We start from the raw sequence: 17611 nt of genomic DNA, 5'->3' as shown, positions 1-17611 counted from the left end.
ATGAAATTATTTTGTTGCAACTGACATTGCGATGATGTTAATCACATGTGGTGTAACATAGAATAAAGCTGTTCCAATTACTAAACCTTTTGCTGCATCTTTTAACATTTGAATTTGTTTCATTACAAATTCCTCCTTTGGTGTTTTATTAACCCCAAAGGTTTTACAGGCCTTCTTCCTATAAAACGCATGTGCGTTTAAACAAGAAAAATAAACAGAGCCTAGTGGCCACGTTTCCTTAGGAATCTAAGGAATTAGCCTTCATATTGGTTTCTGTGAGGAGATGACTCTCATCATTTATGTTGTCAATCTGAGCTCTATTTATGAAAAAGCGCTCGTAATTATCTTTTGTGGTAATTACTTCCTTTTTGTGAATGCTTCGGTTATCATCATTACCGACGATGATATATGCAAAAACACATCAAGAACAGTACGTGGAAATTGTTCTTCCTTCAACCTTCGAAACATTCCTTGTCTTAACGCAAGGGGTTGGTTTTATAGAATAACACGTATAGAGATAAAATGCAACAAAAAAATCAAATTAATTTAAAAAAACTGACGATTGATAGGAGAAAATAAAAAAAACAGTCTAACATCGCGAATAACTGTATATGATAGAAGAGTAGAAGTTCTTCTTCTCCTAAGTTTCTCTACCGCTATTTATGCGCTTAATTTTTTCATTTTTAGTTTACTTTTTTTGTCTTTCTTCTTTGTATAAGAACTGTATCACAGGATACAGTTCTTTTTTTATTTTTGAATAAGGATTCTGGCACCATGATTGATAATATTATCAATTAATAGTGCCATTTCTTTTGGTGTTAGGGTCATACCATCAGAAATCCATTGTTCTGTAACACCAATAACGCCATTTGAAACAAAGGATAGGAATAAAGTATACTCAATAGAATCACTTTCTTGATAAAGATTTTTCAGTGTATCAAGCCCTATCGTTTTAATTAAGAGTTGGATTTTATTAAAAAAATGTCCTTGTGAATGACTCCGCAAAAAGGTTTTTAAAATATGTTTATTATCATAAATATATTCAAAGAGTTGTTCTAGTAATAAATAAGTCGATTGATTAGAATTCCTAAAATTAAAATCTTGGATCATCATTGAAACATTTTCGATGACTTCATCTTCAAGCTGATTTAATAAATCATAGATATCGAGATAGTGAAGATAAAAAGTTCCACGATTTAAATCAGCATGTTCAGTAAGGTCTTTTACCGTAATATCTTTGATTTGTTTTTCAGACATTAATTCAATAAAACTTTCTTTTAATAGTTTTTTTGTTCTCCTAACACGGCGGTCTTCTAGTTTAGGTTTCATTTTATATAATCCCTTCTTTTTTTATTTATTGAACATATAGTTAAAGAATGTTGATTATTTAACACGGTGTAAAAGATTGATTATTGTACATTTTATTAAAATGAATAATAATAGACATATGTTCAAAAGTCAATAATCTGTTTATTTAGCATTAATGCTCAAATCTGTGAGTAAGCTATCTCAGGATGCTAAAAATATAAGGAAACAAAATAGGGAGTGATAAGATGGCAGGTTACATTGAGTTTAAAGATGTAAAAAAAGTTTACAAAATGGGAGAAGTTGAAATTGAAGCTTTAAGCGGTGTTGATTTTTCCATTAATAAAGGTGAATTTGTCATTGTTGCTGGGGCAAGTGGAGCGGGAAAAAGTACTGTTTTAAATATATTAGGTGGAATGGACCATGCCAGCAGTGGAAAGATTTTAGTTGATGGAAACGAAATTAATAATTATTCAAATAAGGAATTAATTACATATCGTCGTCATGACATCGGATTTGTCTTTCAGTTTTATAATTTAGTTCAAAATTTAACAGCTGTTGAGAATGTTGAACTAGCAACTCAGATTTGTGAAAATCCGTTAAATGTTCAAGAGGTTTTAGAGGCAGTGGGACTTGGACATCGTAAAAATAACTTTCCTGCTCAAATGTCGGGTGGAGAACAACAACGTGTTGCTATTGCACGAGCATTGGCCAAAAATCCAAAATTATTATTATGCGATGAACCAACCGGTGCATTAGATTACAATACCGGAAAAGCAATCTTAAAATTATTACAAGATACATGTCGTAAAATGGGGATGACGGTCGTTATGATTACCCACAACTTAGCTATTGCACCGATGGGGGATAAAATTATCCATGTTCGTAATGGAAAAGTAGCTAAGATCGAAATCAACGAAAACCCAATGCCAGTAGAAGGGATTGAGTGGTAAGAATGAGTAAGAGTTTAACAAAAGATACCTTCCGTGATATCAAAAAATCATTAGGAAGATTTATGTCGATTCTAATGATCTCTGCTCTTGGCGTTGCCTTCTTTGTCGGAATCAAATCTGCTCCGCTTGCTATGCAAAAGACAGTAGATCAATACTATGATGATTATAATTTCATGGATTTGAGATTAATCTCTACCCTTGGTTTCACCGATCAGGATGTTGAAGCTGTTAAAGGTTTAAATGATGTGTCAGGGGTTTTTCCAACCTTTACACAAGATGTTTTAACAAAATATCAAGATAATGAATTAGTTATCAGATTGCATGCCTTACCAATTGATAACTTAAATTCAAATAATCCAGATTATATTAACCAAGTTAAACTAGTTGAAGGGCGATTACCTGAAAAATCTGGAGAAGCTGTTGTTGAAAAAAGTAAATATCTTGGCTCAATTGAACTAGGTTCAAAAATACAATTACAATCAGGGACAGATGACCCGTTAAGTGATACATTAAAAACAACTGAATATACGATCGTTGGAATTGTTGAAACGCCATATTATTTGTCAGCAGATAAAGGAACATCAAATATCGGGAGCGGAAATATCTCAAGCTTTATGATGATTCCACAAAGTGATTTTAAATCAGATATCTATACTGAAATGTATGTGAGTTTATCGAACACAAAAGCTCTTGATACATTCTCAGATCAGTATAAAGACACAGTGTCTCACGTAGTAGATGAAATTGAAGTGCTAAGCGAAACTCAAACAAAGCATCGATATGATGAAGTGATGGAAGAAGCACAGTCAGAACTTGATAAAAATCGAATAGAATACGAGGGGCAAAAAGCAGAGGCACTAGCAGAACTTGAGGATGCCGCAAGTCAAATCGAAACAGCGAAACAAGATTTAGTAAACGGAAAAGCTCAACTTGCTTCTAATAAAGCAGAGTTTGAAAGTACGATTCAATCAGCTGAGGAACAAATTGCACAGGGGGAAGCACAGTTAACACAAGCAGAGGATGAGTTAAATCGTGCGTATAATGATTTTTTAGCTCAAAAAGAAAGTGCACAGTCTCAAATAGCAGCTGCTGAGGCACAGCTTAAATCTGGGGAAGAACAAGTTGCACAACTTGATGCCTATAAAAATCAACTACAAGCCTCACTACAAAATCCAGATTTAACAGATGAACAAAGAGTGGCTATTGAAGCGCAACTTGCTCCTATCTTACAAAGTTATGAATCAGCGCTACAGACATTAAATGCCGGAAGAGCTGAACTTGAGAAAAATAAACAAGCCTTAATTGATGGAGAAAATCAAATTTTAGCTGGAAAACGTACGATTCAAGCTTCAAAACAAGAATTAGCAGAGCAAAAAGCTAAATTAGAAACGGAAAAATCAAATGCTTATGCACAGTTTAAGACAGCAGAAGATGAAATTGAAAAAGGTGAAGCAGAATTAATTAAAGCTGAAGCGGACTATGAAAATGGAAAAGCCGAAGCAGAAGAACAATTTAAAGAGGCCGAAGAAAAGCTACAAGAAGCACAGGATCAAATTAATGATATGACTTATCCAGAATGGTATGTGCTAGATCGAGATTCTCATTATTCATATGTAGATTATAAAAATGCGGCTTCGAGTATTGAAGCCATCTCACAAATCTTCCCGATTTTCTTCTTCTTAGTTGCTGCCTTAGTTTGTTTAACAACAATGACACGCATGGTAGATGAACAACGATTAAATATCGGAACGTTAAAAGCATTAGGATATAGTAAAGTCAAAATTGCATCGAAGTTTTTAGTTTATGCTGCACTAGCAAGTATGACAGGGGCAATTTTAGGAACCATAATCGGATTTAATGTTTTCCCGAATGTTGTGATTGATGCTTATGGTATGATGTATACTTTACCAGATACTATTTTAGTATTTAGTTGGCCATTGGTAATCATTGCAACACTTATTGCAGTAGGGGTCACAACCTTATCAGCATTCTTTGCAGTCAATGCGGAATTAAAAGAAACACCATCTATTTTAATGCGACCTAAAGCACCGAAAGAAGGGAAAAGAATTTTACTAGAACGTCTTCCATTCATTTGGAATCGCCTAAACTTCATTGCGAAAGTAACGGTACGAAACTTATTCCGTTACAAAAAACGTTTCTTCATGACAGTCTTTGGAATTGCGGGATGTACGGCGTTACTTGTAACAGGATTTGGAGTTAAAGATTCAATTCGTACAATTGTGGATACGCAATTTGGAGAAATATTTAAATATAATATGACGATGAAGTTAAATAAAGATATTTCACTTTCAGATGAAAAAGCACTAGTTACTGAGCTACAAAATGATCCGAGAATTCAGGGCGTTTTATCAATTCATAGTGAGAATGGTAAACTATCTGATGATGACGTGACAAAAGATGTTAATGTCTTCGTTCCCCATTCAGTTGCTGATTTAGATCCATTTGTTTCACTCAGAAATCGTGTGACACAAGAAAAGGTTGAACTTCCAGAATATGGATTCGTGTTGAGTGAGAAAGTAGGTAAACAATTGGGGGTTAAAGTTGGAGATAATGTGACGATTGAAAATGCCGATGGTAAAAAAGCAGAGGCTAAAGTAGCGGGAATTGTTGAAAATTATTTATTCCATTATGTTTATTTATCACCAACTTATTATGAAGAATTATTTAATGAGACGCCAACATTTGAAAGTATTTTAGGTGTTGCTAATGATGATACGTTAGAACTTGAAGAGGCGGTTTCATCAGATTATATGAATCAAGCGGGTGTAAGTGGGATAAGTTGGAACTCATCGATTGGAAGTAATTTTGATAACATGATTCAGAATTTGAACTATGTCGTTTTATTAATGATTATTTCTGCCGGAGCTTTAGCATTCGTCGTCTTGTATAATTTAACGAATGTTAACATCTCAGAACGTATGCGTGAGATTGCAACGATTAAAGTATTAGGATTCTATGATAAAGAAGTCTCAGCTTATATTTATCGAGAAAATATCATTTTAACCTTGATTGGAACGGTTGTTGGACTTGGACTTGGAATTTTACTACATCGTTATATCATGCTCACAGTCGAACTTGATAATATGATGTTTGGACGACAAATTGCTCCACTAAGTTTTATTTACTCAGCAGGCTTAACTATTTTATTCGCCTTCGTAGTAAACTTTGCAATGTATTATAAATTGAAAAAAATCGAAATGGTAGAATCACTTAAATCAGTCGATTAAGCCAAAAAGGTTCGCTCTCAATAAGAGCGAACCTTTTTTATAAATTAAGGTGAGATTAAAACTATATCAGGATATAATAATACTTATTAAGAATGAGACAAAAAGGAGCCCTATATGAATAAAGATTTGTTGCTTCAACAACTTTCAACACATCAAATGATGTTGCTCTATTTTAAAGGAAGCCAATGTAGTGCTTGTCTTGCGTTATTACCGAAAGTAGAAAAATTAATAGAGCAGTATCCTGAAATTGAAATGCGGATAATAGATGTGAATAAGGATGCTGAAATTTCATCACACTTTGGCGTCTATTCCGTTCCCGCTACGATTCTATTCATAGAGGGGAAAGAATATATCAAAGAAGCGGGAATTTTTAGTATACATACCTTAAATGAGAAAATAAATAGATTATACGAAATGATTTATAAGTAGAGGAGAAGTAGACAATGGAGAAAATTGAGAAACCGAAAAGAACAGGGAAATTAAATCATAACCTTACCTTCACAGAGTGCTTGGCAGAAGACTACTACATTCATGGGATGCAATTTGAAAACGAAGAAATTTCATATTTATCCATTGAGCGTCTAAGTTTAAATCAATGTCATTTTAAAAATGTTGTGTTTTTAGAATGTGAATTTGATCATATTGATTTAACGGATACGATTTTTGAAAACTGTGATTTGTCTAATATTAAAATGCCTGATGGAATTATACATCGTTGTATTTTTCAAAACTGTCGTCTGACAGGAAGTGATTTCTCAAACTGTGGCATCCAACAAACACTATTTAAAGAAAATAGTGGACGATATATCAACTTTTCCTTTTCAACGTTTAAAAAAGTAAATTTACTAAGTAATCAGTTTTCACATGGAAGTTTTAATGAATGTCAGTTTAATAAAGTTGCATTTGAAGAAAATCAATTAGAGATAGCAGAATTTATTCACACCTCATTGAATGGTCTCGATTTTTCAAACTGTAAGATAGACGGAATTGTAATTCCAATGGAAAATTTAAAAGGATTAAGTGTCTCACCAGAACAGGCTCTTCAATTAGCGACACTACTTGGACTAAAAATAAAACACCTTTAGGGAGTTTCCTAAAGGTGTTTTCATTAGAATGTAAGAGTGCCAAAGACGTTATCTAAACTTCCTTCAACTAATTCACAAGCTTGAATGTACTGAGCAGGAATTTCATGACAGTTGATGCCAAAATCAACAGAAGATTTAAAGCCGAATCGTTGATAGTAAGCAGGATCCCCAACTAATACAACAGCTGTATATCCCATCTTACGAGCTAGCTCAAAACTTTTCATGACAAGTTTTGAACCTATACCTTGACCGCGATAATTTAGGTCAACAGAAAGTGGAGCAAGTAATAAAACGTCATGATTTTGATTCAAATCTTGAACGATATATTTTGTTAACATGATATGTCCAATAATGTTTCCGTCAACTAAAGCGACTAAGGCAAGTTCAGGAATATAGTTTTCACTGGCGCGAAGCTCATTGACAAAGTTTTGCTCGTTTCCATCCGATACTTGAGCTGTTTCAAATGCTATACGCACAAAGTCATAAATTTGGTTAAATTCTTTTTCATGTTCAGTTCTAATAATTAAGTTCATTTTTAAATCCTCCAATTAGTTAGTAGTACGATTTTTGCTACTGTGAGAGGACAAATTGGATGTCCTCTCTTAAAGGACGGAATCCATTTTACGATGCTTGATCAAACAAACAACTCCTTAGTTTATAAAAAATTTTTTCAACACTGTTAGTATAGCATATAAAAAGAAAAGTAAAAAGTGAGCAATGTTTTTTAAAAAATGACCATCCTATAAATAATGAGTAGAAAGTCGAAATTTGTTGAAGGTGATGATTATGAAAAAAAATAGACGTGAAATCCGTGACCTCAAACAATTAAAAGAACAGCTATTCGGCATTAAACAAGTCGTGCACCACACTAAGATAGGAAACCTGTGGAATCACGAGGCGGCAGTTCGAAAAAAGTTAAAGGTGCTGACTGAAATGGATGGTCAATCGCTTAAAGGGTATCATCAAGTGTATAAGGAATATCGCGACTTGTTAGATGAAATATCAGTTCGATTATTAGAAGACTATAATGACAAAAATAATACAAGCTTTGAATTTGATGAAATTGTTCAATCGCATCTTCCAGAGTATTTATCATCGGGTATTTTAACGGCGCTCGTCAGTAGTCATATTCCTAATTTAATGGCGGATTCATTTAAAACACATTTTCCCAAAAACCCTAAAGATGAATATCAGGAAGCAAGAAATCTTAAACGTAAAATTTATTTGCATTTAGGTCAGACGAATACGGGAAAAACCCATCGAGCTATTGAACGTTTAAAACAAAGTCAAAAAGGTGTATATCTTGCACCTCTTCGCATTTTGGCGCTTGAAATTTATGAACGGTTAAATAAAGAAGGGGTACCTTGTACGTTATTAACGGGGGAGGAAGAGGTTATTATTCCCGAAGCAAACCATCAAAGTTCAACGGTTGAAAAAGTGAATTTAGATCAGACTTACGATGTAGCAGTTATTGATGAGATTCAGATGATTGGAGATTATCAGCGTGGCTCTTCTTGGACGCGTGCTCTTTTAGGGCTTCGATGTTCTGAGATTCATGTCTGTGGGGCGTTAAATGCAAAAGAAATCTTACTTGAAATGATTAAAGATTGTGGCGATGAGTTTGAAGTCATTGAATATGAAAGACTTGTGCCATTAGTTATAGAAAAAGAGCCATTTAATCATCAGGATACACAAGAAGGAGATGCCTTTATCCTTTTTTCAAAACGAAAAGTTTTACAGCTAGCAAAACAGTATAAGGAGATGGGAATCAATGCGAGTGTGATTTATGGTGATTTGCCACCCGAGGTTCGTAAAATGCAGTATTATGACTTTGTGCATAAGAAAAATTTAATTTTAGTGTCAACGGATGCGATTGGAATGGGTGTTAATTTGCCAATTCGACGCATTGTATTCATGAATTTATGCAAATTTGATGGAGAAGAAGAACGATTTTTAACGTCCCAAGAAGTCAAACAAATTGCAGGACGAGCAGGAAGGATTGGAATTTATGAAGTCGGATATGTAGCAGGGTATGGACGTTCTTATTCATTTTTAAAAGAAAAGATTGAGATGGAAGATGACCCGATTGAACAAGCTGTCATTGGACCAAGTGAAGTGTTACTTCAGATTGAAGGATTACCGCTCAAAGAAAAGCTGGCGCTTTGGAGTACAATGCCTGTTGAGACCCTGTATTATCGTAAGATGGATATCCGTGATTATATTTTAGTCTTAGATAAAGTCCGTCGTTATAAATTGGATGAATATGTGGAATGGAAATTGATGAAGTTACCAATTGATGTGCATAATGATGAAGTCTTATCGACGCTACTATTTTTCATCGAAAGCTATTTTGTTCAAAAAGTGGGTGAAGTACCAAGACCTCATCTAGGTGAAGTTAATTTATCAAATTTAGAAACCTACTATCAAGAGGTTAACCTATACTACTCATTCTGTAAAAGTTTCAATATTGAATTTGATGTTGAATGGGTATACGATGAAAGACTGAGAATCAGTGAACTGATCAATGATTTACTTATAAAAGGAAGATACTAAATTTAAATGATATTAATTGGATGATGAAAATCAGGCGCATACGAAAATCAATTTTAAATGATAGGATAAGTGAGGATAGCATCATTGTTCATAAGTAGCCAATAAAATAGTATAGGGTTGAGTCTTATCACTTCTACTCAAGTCATACTAAAGCTACTAACATCAAGTAAAAAGGTTCAGAAACTTGAGTTCTGAACCTTTTTTAGTAATCATTAATTAGAATTTATTAAACATTGATTCATCTTCAATTAACCAAAGCTTTTTATAAACTGTTCCAAATTCAATAGGGCAAACAAATCCATTTCGGTCAACTAAATGTAGTTGATTCGTAATCGTGTTTTGTTTAAGTTCTCCTGAAAGAAAAACAATGTCATCATAACATTCTATTTGAATTTTATCATTTAATTTAACGCTACAAATAAATTCACGATCAAAGTAACTATAAACATGAAGTTCATTATTGTTTGGTTTGATTAAAATATCGTTAAACATTTAAAAGCCCCTCCTAGTAAAAAAAACATATTGATAAACAATCTTTTATTAAATGTAAAAGATTGATGATTTCCTAGTTTTAAATATAACATATCCTAAAATACAAATTAAGCAATATGCAATTCTATATACAAAAGAACTTTAATTCATACATTTATAATCAGACTTACTACTTAAGCCCTTCTGTTGATACTAAGGAGAACGATAGGGGCAATCTAACATCTTTAAGAGAATAAGCTTCCACTATTTTGAGTAAAAGTTTTCCGAGTGTGAAAAACTTATTTAGACTGAGATAATTCGAGGAGCAAAGTGAGAAGTCGAATAGAATTTAAAAACTGTTCAGAGTATATTTAAATCTGAACAGTTTTTTTATTATTTTTTAAGTTTAAGGTTATTTACGAAGTTAATGACTGCCGGGTCATGCATTGAACATTTTGTAAGTAGTGTTGTATCTTTATCAACAATTTGATTCAATAATCGACGCACTCCTTCTGTTGATGAAAAGCTATATACTTTCCCTTTAAATCCATTTCGACGACATTGCAAAGCAATATATCTAGCTTGGGATCCTATAGTGATTAATACGTCGAGATCATACTGGCAAATCATATCCCCAACTTTTTGATGAAGTTGTCTTGAGTTTTTCCCCAGTGCATCAATGCTACCAACTAGCGCTATTTTTTTACGATTTTTAGCTATTTCACACATTGTTTTAATACTTGCTTCGAGTGAAGTAGGATTGATGTTCCAAGTATCCACAATCAGCTGACATTGATTCAATCCTTTCATAACTTCAAAGTGAGAATTTAAATGTTTGAATGAAGGAAGGAGTTTAATAGAATCACGATAGCTAATTCCCACTTCATAAGCAGCTGCAATGGCAGCCATGCTATTATAAACTTGATGGACACCGTAACCAGGAATGAAAACTTTGTATCTTTTATTATTAACAGTTAAAATGTAACTCATTCCTTTAGGTACGAATTCAATGTTTGAAGCCTGATAATCGGCATTCTCGCCTACACCATAGTAAATAATTTTTCCTTTAAAATCTTCTAAGCTAATTTTTTTAATGTTATCATCGTCGGCATTTAAGATTAAGGTTCCTTTTTCACCAACTGCTTTCACCATTTCACCTTTAGCTTTTATGTAACCTTCGAGTGTTTTACATTGATCAAGGTGGTCAATACCGATGTTTGTGATGATTCCGATTTGTGGTTTAAAGTATCGTGAGCTTTTTTTTATATAACCAGGAGCAGCCACGGCAGTTTCATAAACAGCTGCTTCAACACTATCATTTAATTTCATTAAGTAAGAGAGATGTTTAGACTCCCCGTTAGTAGACTTCACGGTTCCCTCTGTTTTATAAAAATGCTTTAAAATATGACGTGTCATATCTTTTGTTGTTGTTTTACCACATGTTCCAGTGACAGCGATAACGGGGATATCAAATTGATTACGATAAAAATCAATAAAGTCATAATATGACTCTTTTATTTTATTAACTTTGATAATTGTACAGTTATTACCGAATGGACAGTGACCAATAGGCCGATCTGTAACAATTGCACAAGGTAAGTATTTTTTGATAAATCTCCAGTCAAAAGTTCTAGGATTGAGTAAGAAAAGAAGGGTATTACTAGATTCTACTTGTTTTGCTTGTGTCACAACGGAAGAAATCATGAGATTATCATTTCCTTTAACAAGAGAACCGTGAATCACCTTTCTAATCGTACCTATTGAAAGTTTTTTCATAATAATATCTCCTTATGATTTAGGGTGGGTCTCCCTTATGATTTGAATTTCATAGTTCCCGATGTTAAGTTAAGTGACAATCTTGCTATAAGTATTATAAGGAATAAAAATATGATGTATTTAATAGTAGAACTTTATCATAATGAATTGAACTTAATTAAGAAGGGAACAACTATCCTTATCGGTTATTGAGGTGAGATTTATGTTGTTTAGCTAAATAAATCGTATACTGAATCATTGTGCGCTCAGCACCTACTTTTCCAAATAATGCATGAGGAAGTCCAGGGCGCCAATTTACTTCATAAATCCAAAAATGTTTATTTTGATCAATACCAATATCAATACCAAGCTCATCTAAAGTTTCAGAATGAACTTGTTGTTGAATCTCATCCATGTGCCGTGCCAAATCCAATGCAAATCTTTCAAGGCGTTTTTTCATGCCACTGTATTCTTTTGGGTATTGTTGGCGTAAAAATTTTTCAATTGGAACCCGAGATCCTCCGCTACTTAAATTAGTAACGAACGAATTATTACGAGCTACACGGGCATAAATTAGGGCAACTTTCCACTCACCATTACCATCTTTTTGCACATGCAGTCTTAAGTCAAAAGGGACACCATATCGTGTCTTAGAATTAATACAGGGCTGTATTAAATGTTTTTTACCTCTGATACGTTGTTTCACAAATCTCATCAATTGTGCTTCATTATATATAAATTTCTGATGATCTACTTTTACACTATATCCTTTAGGTAATTTATCAATAAAAGTCACACCAATCCCTTTATGACCATCATTCGGTTTAAATACAATTTTTTTATATTTATTTAAAGCGTTTAAAACATCTTTAGGTGAGTAAACCGTAATAGAAGGAATTAAATACTCTGAAAAAGTTTTCGCTTCTTTTAAGCGATAATAAACTGTCATTTTTGATCCAATGGAATGGCTTGTAAAAGGAATTTCTTGTTTTAAGACATCAATTTTATCTTGGGAATGAGCCATTTTACCTGGATTTCCGTGGTTGAATATAACATCTGGAAAACGGCGTTCAACTTTTTTCCACTGATTTTTAACTAAGATATATCCATTGATTTTTCGATTTGCAATATCGATCCCTTTTGGTGAAAAAAATAAAAATTCTGCATTTTCTTTTTGGGCAGCGACTGCAAAGTAATAAGCCTGCTTCACCGTTCTTGGATTTTTGCGATGGCTTAAATATCCAATTAATATCATATTTTTCTCTCCTTAGGATAGATAAAAACACTACCCCAATGCTATCATATGCGAATTGAGAGCGAACGGATAATTTTTTCCAAAATAAAAACTCCAATAGGGTTGGAGTTTTAAATAGGAAATTTAAAGAGCTAACGTCTTGGTTTTCGATTTGAATTTCGACTAAGATTTCGAGTATTAGTTCGATTGACATTACGATTTGTATAAGGCATTAAGACGAATTTTATTTTTGAAGCAGCATATTTAGCATTTTTTTTGGCTTCATTTTCAGTTTTTCCAATTGCTACAACATAAGCATAACGATTTCCCATTGATTCTGGGGGGGTTAAGAGTGTACCTTTTCTAGGTTTAATATAAACTGATTTAACATTAGGGGATGTAAGTGCAGCTTGTTTTCCTAAGACTCGCTCTAAGATTCCTTTTTGTTTGACAATAATATATTGTGCAAATGCATTTTTTTTGTGTTTAGGTTCTAAATCAGGCTCTTTACCAAGTGCTAGTTTTAACGTTTCTTTTACAAGATTTATACCCAATCCAATTTCAAGAAACTCATTCATTCCACTACCAGAAATTCTAGGATTTGTTTCAACTAGCTTCCATTGTTTATTAACGAGGCGCATTTCAAGATGACAGGAACCATTTTCAAGCCCGTGAAGTTCAATGATATCTTTTACAGCAACTTTAAGAGATTCATAGAATTTTGGATTTGGATCAATCACTAGATTATACCCCGTGATGATATAACGATTGTAAAATGTAATCTCTTGCTCGATAATCGCGACAATATGAACGCTTTTTTTAATAACCATACATTCAACTAAATATTGAGGGCCATCAAGGTATTCCTCAAGAAGTAGAGGCTCTTGTGGATATTTTTTAGTGAGTCTTTTTCGATAAGTGTTAAACTCATCCATCGATGTAATTTTAAAAACATCTTTAGATCCTGCTGAAGACGGAGATTTTAACATGAATGGAATTAAGTCTTTAACTTCACGCTTACTAAAACTTTCATTTGGATTTAGTTTAATAAAACGTGGGCTATAAGGAGAATTTTTAACCGCATTTCGTGATAATAACTTATCTTCCATATTCATAATTCCAGCTGTTGTGAATTGACTAAGACCAAATTCTTCTGCTAATTGAGCTGCTACATAACAATATTGATCAATAAAGCTAATGATACATTTAATTTCAAATTTACCTGTTTTTTGTAAGTTACTTATGACGTTACGAACTTCATCCATGTTTTTAAAATTGACTCGTTTCACTAATTTTATTTCAGGGTATTCTGAACGATTTGTAAATCCGGATTTATCAGTTAATAAAATTGTAAAGTATCCCATTTTATCTGCGGCTTTAATAGCTTCACGACTAGAGCCGGTTTTGTTACTATTTATAAATATAATGGTTTTCATTACCTATTACTTCCTTTTGTAAACAATAATTTAATAGCTTTGACGATGATTTCATTTGAGTAGTTCAGCTTTATCCAAGTGTGTGTGTGGGAAGTCTTTTATAAATGGAATGATAGGAAATAAGACTAGGAACTTTAGGTATTAGAAATACTTTTGATGTCATATTACTAAGTTTCTTATCCTAATCTTCTGATGTAGCATTCTTTTGCTAATCTTACGTTCATTCACACATCATTTTTTACATAAGCTTGCGGCATAACGAATAGTGTTAGTTTCGATTCCATGCTTTCCATAGAAGGAGTGTGGAGTGCCAGGAAGCCAGTTGACTTCATATATCCAGATATTGTTGTGTTCATCAATTCCGATATCAATTCCGAGTTCGTCAAATTTATGAAGATGAGATTTTTCCTGTAAATCATCTAAGTGATTGGCAAGCTTTATGGCGAAGATTTCAAGTTTTTTCTTCATTTCTTCTCGATGACGTGGATTGTGTTCTTTTAAATAGTCATCTAAGACGGCGACTTTTGCTCCTTGATGAACATTTGTAATTAAGCTTCTTGTTGTAGAACTTCGTGCATAAATGACTGATATAATCCACTTTTTATTTCCATCTTTGTGCACATGTAGTCTAAAGTCCGTTGGTTCACCATCACTATTTTTAGAGTTAATATAGCGTTGTACAAGATAGTTTGTATGAAGGATTCTTTTTGACACAAATTCATTTAATTGAGATAGGGTATAGATATGATCTACCCCTTCAAATTGAACTAAGAACTTTTGTCCTTTTCGTTCAATAAAGGTTACACCTTCACCTTGATGACCACCAACCGGTTTAAAGACAATTTTTCCATTCTTTTGTATAAACTTCAACAGTTCTTGGGTTGAAGAAACTGTTTGAGTTGGAATTAAGTAACGTGAAAAAACTTTTGCCTTTTTTAAACGCTTATATACCGCCATTTTATTTCCTACTGGATAACTTGTAAATGGAATTTCTTTTCTTAATCGGTTAACGATCTGTTTTGAACGATTAAGCTTTGCAGGACTCCCTGCATTGAAAATGACATCAGGAAATCGTTTAGTTGCACGTTTCCAAATTCCGTCTTTATACACATAGCCATTAATGACTTTATTTTTAAAATCCACCCCTTTAGGTGAAAAATAAATAAAATCTACCCCTTCTTCTTTAGCGGCAAGGGCATAAAAAGAAGTTCTTTCAATGGAAGTGGGCATTTTACGATGATGTAACATTCCAATCAAGATCATTTTTTATCACTCTTCTTTAAAATAGGGTAGGATAAATAGCATCCCAATTTTATAATATGCGGGACTTCGATATTAGGGTAGAGAAAAATAACATAAAAGAAAGCTTAAAGTACAAAAAATCCCTCTACTAGTGCTAATAGTAGAGGAATGTATGTAATAGGGATTGACATGTTAGGTAAACAATGATGTTTTTTATTTTAAACTTGCGGCTGCGCTTGCACCGGCAATACGACCAGTTCCATAAGCATATCCTAAAGTTCCACCTTCAAAGAAGACATAGCTGTTTCCATATGCTCCATTTGTTTCTGATCCAGCAGCATATAATCCTTTAATTGCTTTTCCGTTAGGATCTAATACTTCAGCATTATCGTTAATATCAATTCCACCTAAAGTTCCTAAGAAGACTGAAGGAGTTGTTTTAACAGCATATAAAGTTCCTTCTAATTTATCTAAATATTTAGATGATTTAAAGTGATCAGTATCTTCACCAGTTTCACATAATTCATTGTAACGTGCGATAGTATCAACTAAGTGAGCCATTCCTAATTTTTCTGCTAATTCTTCAGGACTGTTTGCAGTAATAATACTTTCTGCTTCAATTAACGCTTCAATATCAGGCATGATATCCGTTGGTGTATGAGCTTTTTTAGCAGCGTCGGCTGTGTTAACTTCGTGTCCAACTTCAATAAATACTGTTGGATTAGTTGCTAATTCACCAGTATAAACATCAGTTAAACCAGCAGCTCCTTTTTCTTTAACGATATCGATCATCGTTTGATCGAAGATTTCATAAGCTGTCATTTGAGGTAATGATTTAATAACATTTGATGTTTTAATTGGTTCGAAAATAAATGATTCTTCATTCATGAAACGATTTCCATCAACATCAACAAATAAGAATGGATTAATTAAAGCAGAGTTTAGTGCAGATCCCCAAGATGATCCACCGCGGTTAACTCCATAATGCATTGTAATAGCATCTTCATAACTTGCTGCAGCCCCAGCAGAGATGGCCATTTCGATACCTGTTCCGATATTTGTTGCAACGCGACCTTTTCCTACGCCTTCACCAAAATATTTAGTTACTAATTCTTCGTTTCCAGCAAATCCACCTGTTGCTAAAATGACGGCATCAGCATTAATTGTTAAGATTCCACCGTCTTCTTTCTCAGCTTGAATTCCTTTAATTTCACCATTTTCAATCATTAAATCTGTTGCTTTAGTTGAATATAGAACTTCTCCACCTAGTGCTACAATTTGTTCATGTAATGTTGCAATAGCAACAGTTCCTCCATCTACATATCCATGGATAGTTGAATTAGGATGCGTATACTTATGCTCTTCATATCCACCAGTTGAAGGATGAGCTAAGATTAAATTCACCCCATTTTCGATTAACCAGTCAACAGTGCGTCCAGAGTTTTGAATTACTTTAGATAATAATCCACCATTTGCAGTATAGTTACTTGTATCAACGAATTGATCATAGAACCATTTACCATCTACTGTTTTACCTTGTTCTTGTTGTTGAGTTGAATCTGTTCCAAATAATCCACCAGCCATTGTTCCTTGACCAGCAGGAGATGCCGTCATTTCAACTAATGTTACTTTTGCTCCATCTTGAACAGCTTGTAAGGCAGCAGCCGAACCTGAAGCACCTCCCCCAACAACAACGATTTCAGTTGTGATTTCTTCGTCGATTCCAACTTTAGCAATTTCAGTTTTAAAATCTTCAATATTAGCGCCTGCTTCTGTTAAACATGTTTCAATAGCTGTTAATAACGCACTTGAACTATTTGTTGCACCTGTTACCGTATCAACGGCAATTGTTTGGTTTGCTACGACTTCTTCAATTAAAGATTCTAAAGCTTTATCTCCAAGTCCTGCCGTTTCTGTTGATTCTAAAATTTTAATACTTTCAATTTTTGTTTCACTTAAGACAACTTCGACTGTAATGGTTCCGTTGTTTCCAGTCCCCGTTGCGGTATAAGTTCCAGCTTTAAGTGTTCCTTTTGATTGCGTTGATTCAGATACTGAATCAGATGATGTTGATGCTTCATTAGCAGAACATCCAGTTGTAAGTAATGCCATGACTAAAAAAGCAGCGGCAGCACGTTTAGAAAAATGATTCATGATGATAACCTCCCCAAATAAACTTTGTGTTTTATTTAACAATCTCAGTTTAAGGGTGAGGGTAAGTGGCAAGTCAACAGGATTTGTGAAAAAAATAATATAAAAAATCTACTTTTTTTATTCATTTTCTAATTAATTTACATATTTGGAATAGACACAGATTCTCAAATCAGCA

At 33.5% G+C, this 17611-nt stretch carries 13 protein-coding genes; 5 read left to right on the top strand and 8 right to left on the bottom strand.

The genetic code is table 11. The features are described from left to right. Positions 1 to 747: 747 nt before the first annotated feature. A complete protein-coding gene (locus HMPREF9402_RS02440; RefSeq protein WP_009606363.1) occupies positions 748 to 1329 on the bottom strand; it encodes a TetR/AcrR family transcriptional regulator in 582 nt (193 codons plus the stop codon). Positions 1330 to 1553: 224 nt separating this feature from the next. Between HMPREF9402_RS02440 and HMPREF9402_RS02435 the strand changes: the two genes are divergently transcribed. The 4 genes from HMPREF9402_RS02435 to HMPREF9402_RS02420 all read left to right on the top strand — a co-directional run bounded on the left by HMPREF9402_RS02435 (position 1554) and on the right by HMPREF9402_RS02420 (position 6591). Next, positions 1554 to 2258, top strand: coding sequence for an ABC transporter ATP-binding protein (locus HMPREF9402_RS02435; RefSeq protein ID WP_006784201.1), 705 nt, complete (start codon positions 1554 to 1556; stop codon positions 2256 to 2258). A gap of 2 nt (positions 2259 to 2260) precedes the next feature. After that, complete coding sequence (locus HMPREF9402_RS02430; protein ID WP_238526639.1) at positions 2261 to 5506, top strand: FtsX-like permease family protein; 3246 nt, start codon at positions 2261 to 2263, stop codon at positions 5504 to 5506. Positions 5507 to 5620: 114 nt separating this feature from the next. Then, positions 5621 to 5935, top strand: a complete 315-nt coding sequence (locus HMPREF9402_RS02425) for a thioredoxin family protein (protein ID WP_006784199.1) — start codon at positions 5621 to 5623, stop codon at positions 5933 to 5935. Positions 5936 to 5949: 14 nt separating this feature from the next. Beyond that, the gene (locus HMPREF9402_RS02420) at positions 5950 to 6591 is read left to right on the top strand and encodes a pentapeptide repeat-containing protein (RefSeq protein WP_006784198.1); all 642 of its coding nucleotides are present in this window, start codon (positions 5950 to 5952) and stop codon (positions 6589 to 6591) included. A 23-nt stretch (positions 6592 to 6614) separates the two neighbouring features. Here the strand turns inward: HMPREF9402_RS02420 and HMPREF9402_RS02415 are convergent, their stop codons facing one another. Beyond that, entirely contained in the window at positions 6615 to 7124 is a 510-nt protein-coding gene (locus HMPREF9402_RS02415; protein ID WP_009606368.1) for a GNAT family N-acetyltransferase, read from the bottom strand. Positions 7125 to 7377: 253 nt separating this feature from the next. Here HMPREF9402_RS02415 and HMPREF9402_RS02410 point away from each other — a divergent pair, with 253 nt between their 5' ends. Further along, positions 7378 to 9144, top strand: a complete 1767-nt coding sequence (locus tag HMPREF9402_RS02410) for a helicase-related protein (RefSeq protein ID WP_006784196.1) — start codon at positions 7378 to 7380, stop codon at positions 9142 to 9144. Between the two features lie 216 nt (positions 9145 to 9360). On the opposite strand, the gene HMPREF9402_RS02405 is transcribed toward HMPREF9402_RS02410, so the two are convergent. From HMPREF9402_RS02405 to HMPREF9402_RS02380, 6 genes are all read right to left on the bottom strand, one after another. Then, positions 9361 to 9636 (bottom strand): hypothetical protein, encoded by a 276-nt coding sequence (locus tag HMPREF9402_RS02405; RefSeq protein WP_006784195.1) that lies wholly within the window; start codon positions 9634 to 9636, stop codon positions 9361 to 9363. Between the two features lie 372 nt (positions 9637 to 10008). Further along, positions 10009 to 11391 (bottom strand): Mur ligase family protein, encoded by a 1383-nt coding sequence (locus tag HMPREF9402_RS02400; RefSeq protein ID WP_009606359.1) that lies wholly within the window; start codon positions 11389 to 11391, stop codon positions 10009 to 10011. Between the two features lie 178 nt (positions 11392 to 11569). Then, a complete protein-coding gene (locus HMPREF9402_RS02395) occupies positions 11570 to 12625 on the bottom strand; it encodes a YheC/YheD family endospore coat-associated protein (protein WP_009606351.1) in 1056 nt (351 codons plus the stop codon). Positions 12626 to 12756: 131 nt separating this feature from the next. After that, positions 12757 to 14040: an ATP-grasp domain-containing protein gene (locus HMPREF9402_RS02390; protein ID WP_009606362.1), complete on the bottom strand. Its 1284-nt coding sequence runs from the start codon at positions 14038 to 14040 to the stop codon at positions 12757 to 12759. A gap of 231 nt (positions 14041 to 14271) precedes the next feature. After that, positions 14272 to 15303, bottom strand: coding sequence for a YheC/YheD family endospore coat-associated protein (locus HMPREF9402_RS02385; protein ID WP_009606352.1), 1032 nt, complete (start codon positions 15301 to 15303; stop codon positions 14272 to 14274). 192 nt (positions 15304 to 15495) lie between these two features. Then, entirely contained in the window at positions 15496 to 17436 is a 1941-nt protein-coding gene (locus HMPREF9402_RS02380) for an FAD-dependent oxidoreductase (RefSeq protein WP_009606357.1), read from the bottom strand. Positions 17437 to 17611 lie beyond the last annotated feature (175 nt).

Origin of the sequence: Turicibacter sp. HGF1 (assembly GCF_000191865.1) — a bacterium.
Lineage (GTDB): Bacteria > Bacillota_I > Bacilli_A > MOL361 > Turicibacteraceae > Turicibacter > Turicibacter sanguinis.
This window is presented reverse-complemented; position numbering and strand designations above follow the sequence as displayed.